The 20322-nt window shown below is 38.3% G+C and carries 10 protein-coding genes and 1 pseudogene; 4 read left to right on the forward strand and 7 right to left on the reverse strand.

What is annotated here, in order from left to right; genetic code table 11:
• Positions 1-59 precede the first annotated feature (59 nt).
• From HMPREF0663_RS05295 to HMPREF0663_RS05305, 3 genes are all read left to right on the forward strand, one after another.
• Positions 60-1274, forward strand: a complete 1215-nt coding sequence (locus HMPREF0663_RS05295) for an aminotransferase class V-fold PLP-dependent enzyme (RefSeq protein ID WP_004369247.1) — start codon at positions 60-62, stop codon at positions 1272-1274.
• A gap of 97 nt (positions 1275-1371) precedes the next feature.
• Positions 1372-1980, forward strand: a complete 609-nt coding sequence (gene rnhB / locus HMPREF0663_RS05300) for a ribonuclease HII (RefSeq protein WP_016665457.1) — start codon at positions 1372-1374, stop codon at positions 1978-1980.
• 12 nt (positions 1981-1992) lie between these two features.
• Positions 1993-2892, forward strand: a complete 900-nt coding sequence (locus HMPREF0663_RS05305; RefSeq protein ID WP_004369250.1) for a helix-turn-helix transcriptional regulator — start codon at positions 1993-1995, stop codon at positions 2890-2892.
• A gap of 526 nt (positions 2893-3418) precedes the next feature.
• Here the strand turns inward: HMPREF0663_RS05305 and HMPREF0663_RS05310 are convergent.
• From HMPREF0663_RS05310 to HMPREF0663_RS05340, 7 genes are all read right to left on the reverse strand, one after another.
• On the reverse strand, positions 3419-7429 hold the full coding sequence (locus tag HMPREF0663_RS05310) for a hybrid sensor histidine kinase/response regulator transcription factor (protein ID WP_004369251.1): 4011 nt from the start codon (positions 7427-7429) through the stop codon (positions 3419-3421).
• 328 nt (positions 7430-7757) lie between these two features.
• Positions 7758-9527, reverse strand: coding sequence for an exo-alpha-sialidase (locus HMPREF0663_RS05315; protein ID WP_169309808.1), 1770 nt, complete (start codon positions 9525-9527; stop codon positions 7758-7760).
• A 300-nt stretch (positions 9528-9827) separates the two neighbouring features.
• Positions 9828-10673 carry a hypothetical protein gene (locus HMPREF0663_RS05320; protein WP_231375169.1) on the reverse strand — a complete coding sequence of 282 codons (846 nt, stop codon included), beginning with the start codon at positions 10671-10673 and terminating at the stop codon, positions 9828-9830.
• Positions 10674-10828: 155 nt separating this feature from the next.
• Positions 10829-12523 carry a RagB/SusD family nutrient uptake outer membrane protein gene (locus HMPREF0663_RS05325; RefSeq protein ID WP_016665460.1) on the reverse strand — a complete coding sequence of 565 codons (1695 nt, stop codon included), beginning with the start codon at positions 12521-12523 and terminating at the stop codon, positions 10829-10831.
• Between the two features lie 17 nt (positions 12524-12540).
• Positions 12541-15684: a SusC/RagA family TonB-linked outer membrane protein gene (locus HMPREF0663_RS05330; RefSeq protein ID WP_004369257.1), complete on the reverse strand. Its 3144-nt coding sequence runs from the start codon at positions 15682-15684 to the stop codon at positions 12541-12543.
• 181 nt (positions 15685-15865) lie between these two features.
• Positions 15866-17614, reverse strand: coding sequence for an ELWxxDGT repeat protein (locus HMPREF0663_RS05335; protein WP_004369259.1), 1749 nt, complete (start codon positions 17612-17614; stop codon positions 15866-15868).
• Between the two features lie 70 nt (positions 17615-17684).
• Positions 17685-19511, reverse strand: a complete 1827-nt coding sequence (locus HMPREF0663_RS05340) for a glycoside hydrolase family 2 protein (RefSeq protein ID WP_004369260.1) — start codon at positions 19509-19511, stop codon at positions 17685-17687.
• 261 nt (positions 19512-19772) lie between these two features.
• Here HMPREF0663_RS05340 and HMPREF0663_RS12365 point away from each other — a divergent pair.
• Positions 19773-19897 (forward strand): annotated as a pseudogene (locus HMPREF0663_RS12365) (IS982 family transposase); the annotation flags it as partial.
• Between the last annotated feature and the right edge of the window lie 425 nt (positions 19898-20322).

Here is a 20322-nt window from a genome sequence, read left to right on the forward strand (position 1 = left end):
GTATTTTTATATATTTCGAACCATTCTTCCATCAGAAAGATACAACATGTTTTAGGCCTATGTATGATATTAATAAAATACGTAAAGATTTCCCCATTTTATCGAGAAAGATATATGACAAGCCGCTTGTTTATTTAGATAATGCCGCCACTACCCAGAAACCTCTGTGCGTATTGGATGCCATGAGGGAGGAATATCTAAATGTAAATTCCAACGTACACCGCGGAGTTCATTGGATGTCGCAGCAGGCAACGGAGCTACACGAGGCAGCTCGCGAAACCGTACGTAAGTTCATCAACGCCCGTAGTACTGCTGAAGTGGTGTTTACAAGAGGAACTACCGAAGGTTTAAACCTTATAGCATCTTCTTACAGTGATGAGTTTATGCAGACAGGCGATGAAGTTATCGTTTCTGAAATGGAACATCATTCCAACATCGTGCCTTGGCAGTTGGCTGCGCAGCGCAAGGGAATAGTCGTAAAGGTTATTCCTATCACCGATAAAGGCGAGCTTAATCTCGATGAATTCGCCGATTTATTCACATCGAAGACCAAAATCGTAAGCATTACCCATGTGAGCAATGTGCTCGGAACCATTAATCCGGTGAACGAAGTCGTACGCATTGCTCACGAACACCATGTGCCTGTGGTAATCGACGGGGCACAAAGTACGCCGCATTTCAAGGTAGACATGCAGGCTATGGATTGCGATTTCTTCGTTTTCAGCGGTCATAAAATGTACGGACCTACGGGTATCGGCGTGCTTTATGGTAAGGAAGGATGGCTCGAGAAGCTACCTCCGTATCAAGGAGGTGGTGAGATGATCGAGAATGTAAGCTTCGACAAGACCACTTTCGAGCGTCCTCCATTGAAGTTCGAAGCCGGAACGCCGGACTATATTGCCACACATGGGCTTGCCAAAGCTATAGAATATATGTCGTCTATCGGCATAGAGAACATACAGAAGTATGAACAAAGCCTAACGGAATATGCCACCGAAAGGCTGAAAACTATCGATGGAATGAGGATTTTTGGCAAGTCGGCGCATAAAGATGCTGTTATTAGCTTTCTTGTCCGTAATATCCACCACATGGATATGGGCACGCTACTCGACCGGCTCGGCATTGCTGTGCGAACCGGACATCACTGCGCACAGCCGTTGATGGCGCGTTTAGGCGTGTTAGGAACCGTAAGAGCCTCTTTTGCACTATACAATACAAAAGAAGAGATAGATATCCTGACCGATGGGATCAGCCGTGTAACGGCCATGTTTTAATAGGTGTATCCTATAGAATTCTGCATTTTGCCTCCGAAAAAATTTCATTAAAGAAAGTTTCTTGTTAATGTGTATTCACGATAAAGTAGAAATTAATATGCTGAAAAGTCACTATTATGAGGAACTGTTAGAGGCGGGTTGCGACGAAGCCGGTCGCGGATGTCTTGCCGGAAGCGTATATGCGGCGGCGGTAATCCTGCCGAAAGATTACGACAACCCGCTGCTCAACGACTCCAAACAGTTAAGCGTAAAGTTACGATACGAGCTGCGCAGTCAGATCGAACGCGACGCCACGGCGTGGGCGGTAGGTATTGTAACGCCCGAAGAAATCGATCGAATCAACATACTCAAGGCAAGTTTCTTGGCTATGCACCGTGCACTCGACCAGTTGGCCGTGCGCCCGCAGGCCGTTATCGTAGACGGAAACCTCTTTATTCCCTATCAAGATTTGCCATATACCGCTATAGTGAAGGGCGATGGCAAGTATCAAGCTATTGCTGCAGCCAGCATCTTGGCCAAGACTTACCGCGATGATTACATGGAAGAACTGGCCCTTGAGTACCCTCAATACGACTGGCAGCACAATAAGGGCTATCCTACGTCGAAACACCGTGCAGCGATCAGATTGCACGGAATAACGCCCTATCACCGCAAAAGCTACAATCTTTTGGGCAATGATGAACTTACGCTGCATTTTCGAGACTAACACGTTACGGCTATGACGATGGATAAATTCGGACGGGAGCTCGACCTAATTCTCTTATTGACCGATGGAGGGCGATATTCTGCGCAGGATATAGCCGATAAGTTGGGTATAACGCGCCGTAATCTGTACTATTATTTTGAGTATCTGAGAACGTGCGGCTTTCATCTGATTAAGGAACATGCGCATTACAGGCTCGACAGACAGTCGCCATTCTTCCGTAAACTGCACGAAAACATTGCGCTCAATGCCGATGAAGCAGCCTATCTGCGGCGCCAGTTGGAGGGTGTTGATAAAGGAGACACCGTGGGCAACGCCATTAAAGTAAAGCTGGAACGCTTTTACAATCTTGAAGAATTTACCGATCCTGCTGTGTTGAAGCGAAACGTGCGCAATGTAAGACTGCTCAAAGAGGCCATTGCACAGCAGAAAATCGTAACCCTTTGCGGCTATTCATCGCCTCATAGCAAGAGCGTTTCCGATCGTTTAGTGGAACCTTTTCTGCTGATGAACGGCGATGGTGATGTGCGTTGTTACGAATTGGCATCCGAGATGAATAAGACATTCAAGGTGTCTCGCATAGATAATGTGAAGATACTCGACGTAGAGTGGCTGCATGAAAAGCGCCATCGCAATGTGTTTACCGATGTTTTCATGTTCAGCGGTGAAGAACGTTTCCATGTGGTGCTGCGTTTAGGTATCCTTTCTCATAATCTTCTGCTCGAAGAATATCCTCGGTCGACCGGCCATATTCGTGAAGAAGACGACTGTCATTGGCTCTTTGAAACCGATGTGGTGAGTTATTTAGGCATCGGCAGGTTTGTATTAGGACTTTACGATGATATCGATATCGTAACAGGCGAAGGCTTCAAGAATTACATTCAGGAAAAGATACATAAAATGGGTGTGCAGTGAAAGTGTAACATTTGTGTGTGATGTATAGTTGGTTTTATTACAACAGAGGCAAGCTCAAAGTAATGAAAGTATAATATTTGTGTGCGATGCACAGTATATCTAATGGCGATTAATATATTGTTCGTTGTTCTTAGATTATACATTTGTTTCCGCTGTTCCGAACTGCCCTCGATCGTAAATAGAAAATGTGTTAACTTTCTGTTATTCATCTTTTTTCAGAACAATGCGGTACGATTGTGCAATTCTTATAGAAAGAGTATGATAAGATTATAAATGTATTATATAAAAAGATAAAACCTTGGAGCTTTTTAATAGTTTGTTTCGTAGGTGTTTTGTTTTAAACAAAGTCGATTCTTCTAAACTTTAAAAGATAAAGATGTTATAAAAAAAGTTTATTAAGAAAATGCTGTTATGGTTTAATAGATATTTCTTTGAGTGTTTGCCTTGGTGTCGTTTAAAAACATATTGAAAGTAATAAGAAGTCAAAAATAAAAATATCTTTGCTTATTCTAAAACGATATGCAAGTTAAATATTTTTTTGATATTCTGTAGGACTCATACCTATATGCTTTTTAAATGTTTTTGAAAAGTAATTAGGATCAGAAAAACCAGTCTGATATGCTGTTTCTGAAACATTATAACCGCTATGGAGCAGTCTGCAAGCTTTATCTAAACGTTTTTTACAAATATAGTCACCCATCGACATGTTGAGCAAACTACGCATTTTAATATGCAATAGGCTACGGCTGATGGCCAGTTCTTTCGTAATATCTCCTACAGAGAAATCGCTGTTATCAATATTATTTTCTACCAGATCGTTTATCTTATGCAAGAAACTTTTATCGAGTTCGCTTAAAGATATAGCATCGATTTCTCCGTTTCCTGCATTAACAATTTCCGTTTGTCGGGTTTTCTGTAAATGAATGATATTCTTAATTTGCAATTCAAGTATCTGGGGATCGAAAGGTTTCGATACATAAGCCTCTGCACCACTCTTATATCCGCTCACCACATCGTCCTGTTCTGTTTTAGCTGTAAGAAGAATGACGGGGATGTGGGATGTCGCCATATCTTGTTTCAACGTTAGGCAAAGGGTGAAACCATCCATTGGAGACATCATTACATCTGATACGACCAATTGTATATTTTCCCTATGAGTTATTTCTAAGGCATCATGTCCATTCTCAGCCGTATATACATTATACTTATTTGAGAAATATTCGCTCAAAAACAAAAGCAGATCTTTATTGTCATCGACAATAAGGATAGAGAGATGATTAGCGTTATTTATAGCTGAAAATTCCATCACAGTTCTATCGATATTCATCAAAGATTCAGAAAATTTATATTGACTGATAGGCACGATAACTTTATCTTCATTGATTTTACATTTAGGATCAAAGGCTGTATCGCTTACATTGACGAACACAACAAAGGTACTGCCGTTACCAACAGAACTTTCCACATTTATCCAACCTTTATGTATTTCTACCAAACGTTTTACAAGGGCTAATCCTATACCCCATCCGCTATTATTGACATTATAACCGCGTTTAGTTTGATAATAGCGTTCAAAGATATTCTCCAATTCCTCGTTCTCAATACCGATACCGGTATCGGTTATCTCTATTTTCAGATAAGTATAAGGTGCTGTCTCTATGGTTGTAATACTTACATTTGCTATAACTCGGCCTCCTTCTTGCGTAAATTTCAAAGCATTGGAAAGCAAATTGTTGGTTATATGTTCTATATATGAAGGGGAAAACCATACTTCCTCACCGTTGTTCTCACAGTTGGTGCAAATAATAATCTTCTTCTCTAAAGCCATATCATAAAACGAAAGAACCAAGAGTTCTATAAATTCCAACGGATTACCCTTTTGGATGTAAAAAGGGAAATTCGCATTTTCTACTTTATTAAAGGTTACCAACTCATTGATAAGATTTTCCATTTTTTGCGTATTTTTGATTGCTGTTTCAAGGTACTTTTTAGATTTATTGCTTAACTCTAATGTAGAAATACTCTTTAACGGGGCAATAATAAGAGATAAAGGTGTCTTGAGTTCATGCGAGACAGCGGTAAAGAAATTTAATTTCGTTCTGTCTATCTCTTCGATCTTTTCTTTTTCAATGTTAGCAAGTCTAATTGCATTCCGTGCTCTCATACGAGCAGCAAAAATAGAATAAACGACATAACCGAAAATACTTGCGAGTATTAAATAAAAGAAGTATGCCCATCCAGAACGGTAAAAGGGAGGTTCTACGATAATTTTAATAGATTTGACAGGACAACGATTCCAATTACCATTAGAATTATTTGCACGAATATAAAGATAATAAGTTCCCACCGGTAAGTTGTTTCCTACGAACTTACGCTCGGAACTAACGTTTCTCCACTCTTTATCAATTCCTTCTAAGCGTATCTGATATTCTATCGTACCAGCATCACCGGGAATAATAACGCCGTATTCTATACTAAACGAGCGTGCCTGACTGTAAGAAAGAATTATTTCAGAGGTGTCGTCGAGTTCCCTTACCAAAGGGGAATGTGGAGAAGAAGCATTTATAATACAATTGTTGATAATCAGATTTTTCAAGTGTACATGGAAAGGTCCTGACTTATGATGGATAGAAGAGGGAGAGAATGTGACCAATCCATGTACCGTACCCAGAAGCAACGTTCCGTTGTGGCTCATCAACGATGAAGAGAAATTAAATTGGTTAGTAGGTAAACCGTCATCAATAGTGTATCTTACAAATGTATGTTTAGCAGGTACATACTCATAAAGTCCAAGACTGGAACTTATCCATAGCCCACCATTACGATCTCCGATAATACTGCATATCGTACTTTGAGATATAGGTCCGGTAGTAGCTACAGACATTATCCTACTTTCTTTTGGATCCATATATTGTAGTCCATTGTTATTAGTACCGATCCATAGTCTTCCATAATGATCTTGATAGAGACATGTAATATAGTCATCTTTAAGACCGGTTGTATCTCCTTTTCTCCAATTGGTTATTTTCCGTGTGTTTCCATCAATTCGAAATAATCCTTGTGTTATAGTACCTACCCAGACATTATCTTGTTTATCTACATGAAGTGTATAAACAAATAATGAGTCTAACACGCTATTTCCACAGGGATAAAAGTAATCTTGTTCGGCATCATAATACAATAATCCATGTGATGTTGCCACCCATAGTCGACCGTTACGTTGACTTGCAAAATAGAAAATGGCATCGGAACGGAGCCCATTAGTAAATAGATATTCTTTAAAACGGCCAGTATTAAGATTATATCGATAAAGCCCATTCCGGTATGTGCCAATCCAAATTTCTGACAATTTATGATTATAGTAGAGACTATGTATATTGGTTCCAAGATTTGGTATTTTGTTAAATACATTTATGGTTCCTTGATTGGCGTCATATATATTCAATCCTCCGTCTTCAGTAGCAATCCAAAATTTATCTGGAGCAGTTTCTATTATCATTCTGACAGCTTTCCCTTTTATATCATGAGCATTGTACCCCGGCTCTATACTCCTAAATAACTTGCTGTTATGAAGTAATATATCCACTCCTCCGAAATAAGAACCGATCCAAATATTATGATTGCGGTCACATAGAATATTGTAGATAGCATTATCACTAAGGCAGTTTGTGTCTTGAAAACGATGTCGTAAAATCTCAATATCCCCATTCTTCTTAATAATGGTAATACCCTTCTCTGTACCTAACCATATATTTTGTAACCAGTCTTCCTTAATAACACGCACAATACCATTCGAAATATCTTTCGGCTCATATATTTTCGAAATATTATGGGCTAAATCCATATTCATAACGCCTTTGCCATTTCTGCCTATCCACAATCTACCGTATGAATCGAACAGCATGGGGATAATACCATCGACACCAGTTATAAAATCGGCATAGTATTTCGAATTTAAACGTGTGATCTTCGTCATTGAAGAGTTATAATAAAATATAGAATAGTTCGTTGCTACGAAAATATTATCTTTTTTATCGACAGCGAGTGAAATAATGTATTCATGATCAAATGACGGATATGGTATAAAAACATCTTTCTTTTCATCATATATATACAGCTGTTCACTGCCACAGATTATTTTTCCTTTACTTGTTTCTGCTATAGATGAGACTCGTCCTCTTGGTAGTTTATAAGATTTAAAATCATCTGTCGTAGGGCGATAACGACATATCCCTCTTTGAGTACATATCCAAAGACGTTTTCTTTTATCTAAATAAATACAGTTTACGAAATTATGTACCAATGAATTGGGATCGTTATCCTCATGAAAATAGTTTTTTATACTATAACCATCATAACGGGAGAGTCCACCACGTGTTCCAATCCAAATGTTACCTTTAGCATCTTGCATAAGAGCTTCTACCTGCTGATAAGGCAATCCTTGTTCGCTTGTTAGATGCTTAAATTTATAATTTTCTGCATTGTCCGACAAACAATACATCAAAATAACAATAATAATCAGTAGATGCTTCTTCATAAAAGAATAACTAAAATTACGCAAGTTTGGGGATAATAGTATTGATGTAAATACTTCTCTATTATACTTTTTATGCAGATGTTATGTTTTCATGTACTGTGTATCTGTCTTATACAAGGTATGTATTATTGATACAAATATTGTCATCGAAAGTATCAAAAATACAGTTCTTTCTTTATTTTTGCTGTCATTTCATCATATCAAAAATACATGTATATAAATAGTAATCAACATGTTATAATAACTATGGAAAAAGACGATAAAAATACATATTTTTCTTTTCTTTTGTTTTATTCGAATTTATCGTATGCCCCTATGAAAGAATCAATTAAAGAAGTATCTTTTTATAGATAACGCGCCCATCAATAAGCTTTATTTTCATAAAAGATACTCCCTTAAATGGTACTATACTCGTAAGATAACAGCCAGATTGATCAAAGTTTTTCTGTATCTTCCCGTCTATAGAATATAATGAAACAAATTTTAAAGGAACTTCGCTTTTGATAATAAAACGATGATCTGTAACTGTTACACTTACGCTATTATCACGATAGGTCTCAGATATCCCCGTTTCCTCGGGTTGCCTCAACTGAAATTCCATCCATGTGCACGACTGATTTCTGTTTGCATCGGGCATCTTATCTGTTAACATTGTATTTGATCTACGGTCTTGTAACTCTATCGTTGCGGCCATTCGCTGATGAACCGGAGGTGCCATTTTCCCCAGATCACGCCATGGAATGGCTGTCTCTACAACATAATAAGTCTTCGAATTATTAGGAACTACTTTATAGTTTATATGCAGAGTTTCTTGTTTCCATACTCCATCGTTGCCTTGCCAACTCTGTACAATCCCATCTAAACGAAAAAAGAAGCTATACATTCCTTTTGTAGGTGTGTTGCTACTTACATTATCTATATCGATGAGTAACCTCACACCATCAATCTGATTACCGGAAGCATATTGCGTATGATCGGACACACGTGAGGTAAAATATAAAGAATCTTTATCATAGGCAAAATCTCCGGTAAAGCGTACCCCGTTTGTATTTCCTAATATTATTTGTGTTGCATTCGGTTTATAATATCCTTCTTTGTGAGTTTGTATACCATCTATTTTAGGTTTGGCGTATGGAGCCTGTAATGACTTTGTAGGATATCCTTTGATCATTTCTATTTTTCCGTTTATGCCTCCTACTGCAATAACGATTCCTGTATCGACCACGGCCAGCGAATTCCATAGACATTCTTCTTGAGTTCCTATCACAAAGGGATTGCTCAATGCCTTAAAATCTTGGGCTCTATCATCTCCTACTGCAACCAGCATATTCAATAGAGAGCCGTGGTTGTAATTTGATTGGTAAGAGAGAACTGTTTCGCCCCATGGCAATACCCGCAAATATGGAGCACCGCCCGTAGCAATCGGACAGAAATTTAAATCTAAGGTTTTATTTCTATATGAGCTATTAGCGTCGATCCAATTATTAGTCCAATTATTATCGAGAAGGCATCTTACCGTTGTGGGAAAAAAATCATGAATACCGGTCCACCCGTTATCTTCTATTGCAACAACAATCGATGACCGATCTTTCAATAAAATGGGTACAGGCATACCGTCACGGAATCCGGCCCTAAAAGATATCTTCTGTACTTTACTCCAAGTTCTGCCTTGGTCGAATGAACGGCACATGGAAATCTGCTGTTCGTTACTATTTGTGTACGGTCCCTCGTCTGCAAAATAAAGTTGTAATTCGCCAGAAGGTAATTCCAGCATAGAAGGTTCCCAACAACCATCATCAAATGTATAAGAAGCATCGTTCACAAAAATCTCTTCGCTCCATGTAACTCCGTTGTCTATACTTCTTTTGCAACGAATGCCGAACTTTCGGTCATCGGTATATGGCTTACTCGGGCGAGGATTATACGCTACAATTATCGTACCATCAGATAATTGGATTAAATCGGGCACACAGTTGGGAGTATTATTTATATTGTTTACAATCTTTTGGGGAGCTGTCCATGAATTTCCCATATTTCGACTGAAAGCAACAACAATGCCACTACTTTCACACGTGGCCATCAATCTTCCGTCTCTCAATTGGATAATTCGGGCATATCCTCCGCTTTCAAAAACAGTTTTCCGTGTAGATGTATCCCAAAATATTCGGGACCTTGTATAGGGGGATGTACTTTTTGCATTTAAAGATAATGTGACCAATAGGGAAATTATGGCGAATGCGAATCTATTTGATTTCATTTTTACTTAATTAATTTATCATACATGATTTATCCGATTTAGGAAAAGAAGTTGATATAAGCACGTCTGCATTACTCAATTCTGTAAAAAATATGTTATTGTATCGATCTTGATATAACAATTTTATTTGTTTACCTACTCTTAGTAAAGTGTAACTTCGAACTTAATTTTTGATACAGCAGATACTTTAGCATTGGCCGATGAAGTACGCACAAGCGTATATATAACATCTCTATCAACCAAGTTCATTTCTGAACCCGATGTAATTTCTTTTCCATTTGCATACAATATTCCATCGCCATCAACTACATATTCGGGAATTATATGCGTTAAATCTGTCCCAATAGGTAAAGCAAAAATATAGGTCTGAAGACTTTGATCATACGCATTGCGCTGAAGAGTACCATATACTCCTGCGATCTTTATTGATGTAAATTCGGGATAAATTATCGGGTACAGTTTATAGTTGCGAATGGAACCGTAATCAGATACTACTCGTAAAGCGTGCTGTTTTGTCATGTCGTAATAGTTCTTTGAATTGTACAGTTCTTCATCAACGTATATTTTCGAAGAATCGGAAGTAATCTCGAAAGATAATCTTACTCGGGCAGTATTAATTTTCAGTTCTTTATCATTATAAAGCTGTTTTGTAGGGAAACACATCATCCAACTATCAGTATCGACAAGTTCTGCGAAATACACGTTCGGTCTTATTGATGAAAATATCCGATCTATTGTTGTAACATCGTCTTTCACAACTACATCAAAGGCGGTAGTATCACGACGTAATCCCTTTCCCATGAAAGTATCATAAGTAGAAGCTACACATACGACATGGAACTTCCCCGGAATGGCATACGAATAAGTGAACAATCCCTTATTAACTACAAATCCTGTATCGCTCGAATCTCGTAAAGCATACGAATGTCCTTTGTCTCCTGTATATATGACTGCCTGATCTGCAATTCCAGTAAATCGTATTTCCATAGATTGGTTAATCTCTAATTGAGTAGCACTTACTATAACAGAAGCTATAGGTGTATCCGCCTTTTTATTCTCATCTGTACATGCTATGGTAAATAACGTTAAGCATACACACATTATTATGTAATAATACTTTTTCATTGTAATTCAATTCTAAATTAATATCCTGGGTTTTGTTCGACAACCCCATTAGATATATCTATTTCTGTTTGAGGTATTGGGAAAATCTCATTCACTTTCTCACGGAAATATGCGCCACGGCGAGTTGCAGTGTATCCGGCAAATGTACGGAAGATGGATACAGCACGCCCTTGACGAATAATATCAAAAAAACGATCCCATTCGAATGCAAACTCCATTCTGCGTTCCTGCCATATTTGATCACGGAGAAATCCATATCCTCCGGCCACATACAGTTTGGTGCTCCCGTTTATTGTGTTGACTTGCGACTTACATTTATTCAAATTAGCAAGTGCGACTTCTCTATCACCGCATTCATTCAATGCCTCAGCATACATTAAAACTACATCTGCAAAACGTAGTATCCTCCGGTTCTTACCGTTATCTCCGGCATATTTAGGTTTATCTTTTTTCGGGGTGTACCATTTTAATGATACATAACGTCCTTCACCTCCTTGCCAAATCTCTCCGTCAAAAGTTGTTCCTTGATGATGGATGGTATAATCTTTACGAACATCAGTATTAAAGATATCTGAGAGGAGTTTATCAGTCATATACATTTTTACATTACCTACATCAAAAAATTCAAGCCCTGCTCCTTCATTAGCATCTCCCACCGATCCGTCAGCACTTTCTTTGAATACAACTTCAAAAATCGAACCTTTACAAAATTCTCCATCTGTATAGAACTGAAAGAGATAAGACCATTTATCTCCATTGTGCAAAGACTGACCATAATAATCCTGATAAGCAAGAGAATATGCATTGTTAAGCGCTGTGAGCTGATCATCCGGAGACTCGTATTCACCAGTCGCTCCTGCATCTATCAATCGTTTAGGTTTAAACCATAATCGTTCACGTAAAGACTCCCATCCTTCGCTATTTTCATTTCTTACCATTTGAGCATAAGTCATTTGAGCACCATCTACAAAGTATTTACCAAGTTCTACAATTTGCTCCCATTTATCCGATGTTATACCCGGTTTCGCTTCATACATAAGGACTTTCATCAGCAGTGCTACAGCTGCTCCGCGCGTAGCCTTACCATATTCTGTTACATTAGAATATACAACAGGCAGCATGATAGCAGCCTCACGTAAATCTTTCTCTATGTAAGCGTAACATTCTTCTTTTGTGCTTCTTGGAACAACCAAGGCCTCTACCGATTCTTCTTCCGGTCTAATGGGAACACCTCCAAAGGTCTTTACCAAATTAAAGTAATAAAATGCACGTAGGAATTTTGCTTGCCCATAAATATAACGTATTGTTTGATAAGCAGAATAATCGTTGGTAGATATCCTTACCCTATTAATATTGTGGATTACTTGATTAGCACGATGTATACCTTTATAATTGATATTCCAACGAGACAGTATCCATGTGTTAGATGTGTTGAAACGGAAATTCACTAACTGCCCCATTTGCGAAGATAGCCCCTCATCTGTACCGAATACATTATCACTCATAGCTTCTCCAAAACGCCATTCGGTTTCATTGAATTGATCAGACTGTAATACATCATACACAGCATCTAAAGCAGATTGCATTTTATATTGTGTATCATAATAAGTTTTATCGGTAGCATTTGCTAAAACTTCTTTATCAAGAAAATCATTACAACTTATCAAGAAAATAAAGCAAGTTACTCCTAAAACTGTATAAAATATCTTCATAATCATATTCCTTTTTATTATAAACTGAGTTTTATGCCGAATGAAAATGAACGTACCTGAGGATAATTACCTTGATCTACCCCCATATTAAGGTTATTGCTTTCTGTTCCGACAATTTTACCTACTTCTGGATCAAAGCCATCGTAACCTGTAAAAGTCAATAAGTTATAAGCAGTTAAAGATAAAGTTAAATTAGGTATATTCCATTTTGAAAGAATATGTTGTGGGATGTTATAAGTAAGTGTCAGTTCTTTTAAGCGAATATATGATCCATCCTTAATAAAGAAATCACTTGCTCGGAAATTGCGTGGAGCATCATTGTTACTCAAATCAGGAATAGAAGCATCAATATTCAATGGAAAATAAATATGTTTTTGTTCTACAAGTTGTCCGGACCAATGCTTACTTCTAATATCGGCATATACATTTCCTGATGCAGCATTGTATAAATAATAATCCATCACATTGAAAATCTTATTACCTGTCTGTCCTTGAAAAAACAAATTAATATCTACATTCTTATATCCAATGGAAAGCGGTATGCCAAAAATAAATTTAGGCAATGACGATCCCAGATAAGTGCGATCTTCCGCCGTAATCTTATGATCTCCATTCAAATCTTTAAAACGGAAATCGCCGGGCTTTGTTGTTTGCTCGAAATTATTCTTTCCAACTTCGTATTGCGCACTCATTTTAACTTCATCATAACTTTGGAATATCCCATCTGTAACATATCCGAAGAAACTTCCGATGGGTTGCCCTACAGCAGTTTTCGTAACGTAATCTACAATACTACCATCACTTAGATACGAACTATACACTGGTTCATTTCCTGTACCAAGATTAATTACCTTATTTTTAATATAAGATAGATTAAATCCAATAGAATAATGCCAATTCTCTTTAATATTGTCACGCCATTTCACATTAAATTCCCATCCATAATTCTTTACGGTTCCAGCATTCGTCATCGGAGCCTTATCAAGTCCTGCGGAACTTACGGTTGGCACACGTAATAACATATCCGTTGTCTTACGATTAAAATATTCTGCTGTAAAGTCCAGTCTATTATGTAAGAAAGTTAGGTCAACTCCTATATTGTAACTTTCGCTTCTTTCCCACTTTATATTATTATTGCCGAGAACTGTTGCTGTAGAACCTTCCCAGATACTGTGATTTCCCAGTCCATAAGCATAGTTGTAACCGGAAGTAAGGTAAGTGTATCGTGCAAGTTCATCAATACGATTATTGCCGAGGATACCCCAGCCTATACGAAACTTTCCTTGTGTAAGCCAAACTATCTTTTTCATGAATGTTTCATTGGAGAATTTCCATCCAAGAGATACTGATGGAAAAATGCCCCATCGGTTATTTTTAGCAAATTTTGAGGAACCATCAGCACGTATATTTGCTTGCAATAAATAAGTATCATTATAACTATAGTTCATGCGTCCGATTATACCGATTGCTGTCCATTCACGATCTAAGCCGTAGGTTTTATCTCCAGTATAAGCACTCGACAAATAATGGAAAATACTTTCGTTACTTGGTGTACCGTGACGAGAAGATTGCTGATAGCTGTGCTTATAGCCTTCTGCTGTTTGTCCGACAAGCATTGTTAGATTATGGCGTTTGCCACTCCACATAAATGTGAGGAGATTATTGACTTCCCATTTATTGGCTATGCTTTGATATTTGTATACCGATGACAGAGAATAAGGCATTGTGAAATCTTCATCAAGTCCCCATACGGCAAAGAAATTATCGTCTACATAATGTACTGTATAGAAAGACGTCTTAAACTGATATGTTAGATACTTGCATAATTTTATATCAACACCCAAGTTCATATCGAGTCGATTAGTATGCACCTTATCATTATCCTTATCAAGTACTGCAAGAGGATTATTACTATACCAATAACCTTTATTGTTATGAAGATATAACATCGGACTTTCATAAAGAGCCTGTTTCAATATACTTCCAGAACCTTCGGGAACTGTTAGACGTTTTTCATTTGTGAATGATATATTGGTAGTTAAGTTTAACCACTTTGCCAATAATGTATTTATATTCACACGTGCATTGAAACGCTTGTAGCCCGATGTTTTTATAATGCCTTTTTCATCGTAGTAACTCGTACTGACAAGATATTGCGTCTTATCCGATCCTCCCGAAACGGATATCCCATGTTGCATCTTCAGCCCTGTACGTGTTATAGCGTCCCACCAATTACCAGCGGAATTATGGCGAATGGTATCAAGTCTTTCGAACTTCGATTGATCATAAAAATAGGTTCCATCGGGCATCTTAGACATATATAGTCTGCCATCTGCCGAATAATCGGAAGTACCATTTATATAATCCTGCATAAGTGCATAATCCTCCAATCCCATCACTTTGATTTTCTTCCAGGGATTGGATATACCAATGTAACCGTCGTAGGTAACTTTAGTCTTTCCTTGCTTACCGCTTTTAGTTGTAATGGCAACTACACCATTGGCTGCTCGCGATCCATAGACGGCGCTTGAAGCAGCATCCTTAAAAATTTCCACATTATCTATATCGTTAGGATTGAGATGATTTATATCGTCCACGATGAAGCCATCGACTACATATAAAGGATCGGCATCATTGATCGTACCTGTGCCACGAATTTTTATAGTTGTAGTACTACCGGGTGCTCCTGTATTCTGAATGATATTTACACCTGCTGCGCGTCCTTGTAATGCTTGTAACGTAGATGATACCGGCGTATGATTGATTTCCTTTCCGCTAATAGAAGAAATAGAGCCAATAACATCACTCTTTTTCTGTACACCGTAACCGATAACAATCAATTCATCCAATTGTCTTGAAGTCGATTCTAAAGAAACATCTATCTTTTTCCTGCCATTCAAAGTAATCTCTTGTGGCGTAAAACCCAAATACGAAAATATAAGGGTTGCCTTAGGCGATACATTAATGCTATATTGCCCATCAATGTTGGTAATTACGCCATTGGCAGTCCCTTTCTCTCTCACAGTGACACCAATCAAAGGATCATTAGACAGGTTATCAACAACTGTTCCCGTTACAGTAATATTTTGCGCATAAGATATTGACATGTAAGATATCAGCAACAAGAAAACCAATATTCTTGTAATATAATGTTTACGCATATTTTTAGCTTTAGTTTATTAGAAGCATCCTCATTCTATATATTTAGATACAAATTAAAGAAAATAACCAAGATTATCAGCCTTAGATGAGTGAAGCTGTTAAAATCAGAGGACTTGTTACCTCCTGTCCTCTTCGTTAAGAGGAGAACAGGAAGAAATCTTATTCCTTATATTGAAACAGTTAACGTATAACCACTTTCTTGCTATCTATGATATAAATACCTTTTTGTAATCTTTCTGTTGCATGTTTCCTATCTATATTTTGCCGAATCTTCATTCCACTTATCGTATAAACATTTACTGTATCTGTATTTGGAGTACGCATCTCACTAATACCGGCAGCAATCTCGGCAGGTGTACGGTATTCAGGTTCAAGATAGCCTGCATCTGTTTTCCCGTCCCATCCGGCTTTAGTATACTTAAATGCATATACACCGTTAGTTGTCGTAGAAGCATAAATAATGGTTCCTGCAAGATTACGAAGCGAGTGTACAAAGTCGCCGGTAGCAGTAATCGTAGGGCATACCACGGGTATAACATCTTTACTATCGAGACGGTAAAGACCGGAACCGAATCCATTCGCTATGTCATTAGCTTCATTATACCAATAGAGTGAACCGCCGGCTACAGTCTGCTCTTTCACCCAATCACATTGGGTTCCCGGACAAAAATCGTTCTGTAGCCAAACCTTCTCACCATCGAAGCACCAGAGCTCTCCGCCATAATTATCCGGTACCGCAGCATCAAATCCATGTGCCGCACAGAACATATACACACCATCAAATACACATCCCGGATCAGGGAAAGAGTTGTGATCTGCCGAAGGATTTACATTCCAAATGTCATAATACTGATAATCACCCTTTTGACAATTCGTACCCCCTAATTCATATCCTCCTTCTGGAGAATATCCACGGAACCATATACGCCCCTTGTAAACCTCGCTGCTTGGACCGAATACGCCACCACCATTTCCTATACCATTATCCGGATTTACAGAAGGATTAGTATCATAAATTTGATAAGTACCTTCTTTCGTGCCATCTGAAGTCCATGGCTCTTGTCCAGAGGCCATCGTCCAAGCATTGAAAAACACACGTTCATTTTGATAATTCTCTAAATTGTCGATAGCCGAATCACGGGTATAACCTTCATGATTTGTATTCGGTTCCTCATTAATATCCATTACAAGATAAGTTCCGGTTTCGGTACCATCTGTTACCCAAAGTTCCGTACCGGTAGTACCATCTATATCGTCGGCTTTGAAGAATACTTTTCTCCCCACACGTACATAAGGATAATGCAAATTTGTATTTTCTTTTCCCGGATTATCTATCTTTACTTTCTTTACAAACTTTGTGCCTTCCACAGTTCCATCGGTTATCCAAAGCCATTGCTGTGCACCATTATCGGGATCGTACTCGGCACTCTCATCGCTCGTGGCACCGAATATTGCCTGTTTTTCGTTGATCTGATAGAAACCTTTCGGATTACCGTCACCAACCATATAGGTATCTACAAGCATAAAAGTTCCTTCTGGAGTACCATCAGACACCCATGTTTCGTATCCTGTCTCATCTGTATAAGCAGAGAATAGCACCTTGTCATTAAGACGTCCGAGATAAGAAGGATCAGAACTTGCCGTACCCGGAATAATATCTTTCACCATACGAGTACCCTCTTTCGTTCCATCTGTCACCCATAGTTCTTCTCCATGTTCGTCGTCTTTGGCAGCAAAGAAAGCTTTATAGCCTTTTTCTGGCGAGCCTGCAACTATAAGATTTTTTGCCTTTCCCATCTTTCGTTCGGAATTGATATTAGCTGTCACGCCGTCTGGCAATAAAGGAATAACCTGACCGTCGCCCTGTGCCATAGCATTACCCGTAAGAAGCATCATGGCTGTAATGAGTAAAAATTTTCCACGTTTCATAATAACACAATTTAAATTAGTAATATGTATGGTATCTACGCATTGTAGATATCAGACTGATATATATATATTATTGATTATTTCTTTGGTCAACCATGTGCTGTACTTCTGCCTTTGCTTTGCTACGCGACTTACTGAATATTTCTCGAATTCGGTCCATATCGAATTTCGGTTTGCGATCGTAAGTATAGATACCATTCTTTTCAAGCTCTGCATCTACAAGTTGAGTGTAACAGAAACCGGTAATATAATCCATGCTTAATATTACATTTACTTGTTCTTTTAAGCGTTTGTAATATTCGTCCAACGATTGGGGATCTTTTCCATATCCCCAAAACAGTTTTTCAGGGGCAACTTCCTGTGCCTGCATTTTTGTCACCCATCTAATACCTCCGAACTCATCTATCATATATGCTTCCCCTTGATAAGGCTTGCTGAACTCTTTGTGTTTCATATAAGGCATGCTATCTTGATCTAAAGACAGCTGTTTGTAAAGTTCCATAGGGTTCTGTTCATAGGTGTGTTCGGTATAGATGTCGGTAAAACCGGCATGAAATCCGCCGCTTGCCGTTACAACAGGACGTGTACGATCAAGGCGCTTAGTTATGAAATATAGGTCGTTTGTAAATCGTTCACGTTGTCCATCGTTGTCGCACATCCATGTCTCGTTTAACGGAGACCACGCAACAAGGCACGGTTCATTATAATCACGTGCCATATATTCTTCCCATTCTGTAAGCATATTACGTGCTGCTATAGGATTTGTCCAGTCCATTTCCCAACTTGGGAATTCCCCCCAAGTAAGATATCCCAGTTTATCTGCCCAATAAAAATAGCGTTGCTCGAACACTTTCTGATGTAGTCTGGCGCCATTGAATCCGGCGTTCTTGGCTAATATAATATCGCGTTTGAGTGCTTCATCCGTGGGAGCAGTCCACTGCCCATCGGGATAATACCCTTGATCAAGTACCAATCGCTGGTAATAAGGTACATTGTTTAAATAGAAAGTTTTACCGCGTAACTCTATTTTCCTCATTCCCGTATACGATTCTACGTGGTCTATCACCTTGCCATGTACATCTTTTACAGAGTATAATACCTTATATAAATGAGGCAATTCGGGGGACCAAGTTTTTACATTCTTTATAGGCGCTACCAAAAAAGTACTGTTATCGGCAACACTTTCGCACGAATAAACAGTCTTGTTACCATCTTTTATTGTAACGGAAAACGATGTGGAAACATGATTATCATAGAATATGGGCTCGAAGATAAAGCGGGATTGGTCTAAATCAGGGGTAATCTTACAACTTTTCAAACCACCTTTAGCTATAGGTTCAAGCCATACTGTTTGCCATATACCTGTAACGCGAGTGTAGAAACATTCGTATGAATGAAGCTTTTTCGACTGCTTTCCTCCGGGTTGCAGACCACTCCTAACGTCATCCTGAACATAAACAACAAGGTCATGTTGCCTTCCTTTGCTCACATATCGGGTAATATCTATTGAAAATGAAGCTGCTCCACCATAGTGTACAAAAACTTCTATACCGTCTATATATATCGTAGATTTATAATCCACCCCCCCAAAGTGTAAAATGATGTGTCTGCCCATCCAAGATTGTGGTATGGAAATAGAACGATGATACCACATAGCATTGATGAAATCCTTATGGTTTACACCTGATAAAGAGCTTTCCGGACAAAACGGAACCGTAATCTGTCTTTCGAACCCTTTCGATTTAAACAGCTCGTTTTCTATACCACTCTTTCCAAAATCGAATTGATAAGTCCATGTTCCATTCAGATTAATCCACTCAGACCTTTCAAATTGCGGCCTTGGATATTCTGGACGTGGTATCGTTTTACCCACACAATAACCTCCTATAGTTATCATCAATATTACAAGATATACTTTCACGTTAGTCGTTAATTAGATTTTTATTTGATACAAAAATAATACGCATACCTTAATTATAAAGGGTAATATTGTTTTAGATATCTGCACTATTGTTTAAAGTAATATTGAAAACGTTTCTTTTCTTTGTTATTTGTACTTGTATGACTTATTTTTATCAATATTATAACTACACTGAAAGGTTGATAGGTAATACTTTTATTTTTATTATTATGACACTATAAACGGAATCATCGCTGTTCGTTGCATAAATTCTTAACGAACCTTTGCTCGGTTCTTACCGCCTATTGCGATTGTTTCTTCGAGAACGGGCCAGAGGTTTACCTATATATATGAAGAAAACCAGACAACTGGAGATGTTTTAAGCCCCAACTTCATAAGTACGGATTGACGTATTTCATAGCAAAAAGAGAGGTCGTGCGCCATTACAAGGTATGCCTTTTCCGCATATCGAATCAGATATACCGCACTTTTCTTGCCGTGGCAGAACGATTTTCCAAAGTGTGAGCACAAGGCATAAAGCGCGACCTCTATATGCTCGGCACGGGTTTCCTTATGCCGGACAAAGGGAAAGCAAAGACAGAAGGTTTATTTACTTACATAGATTTTCTGCTCCACGAATTATTGATTGAGTTTATGTTTTTTTATGCTGAATGACAATAACATTGGTAGAAGATAATAGTGGCTGATGAAAAAATGAAAGCGCTTCGGCGAGAGAGACCTCGCTGAAGCGCTTTTGTCATTGTTTATAGAATGCTGAGACTATATATGGGGGCATTCTGTAGAGATT

It is taken from the genome of Hoylesella oralis ATCC 33269, from assembly GCF_000185145.2.
GTDB lineage: Bacteria > Bacteroidota > Bacteroidia > Bacteroidales > Bacteroidaceae > Prevotella > Prevotella phocaeensis.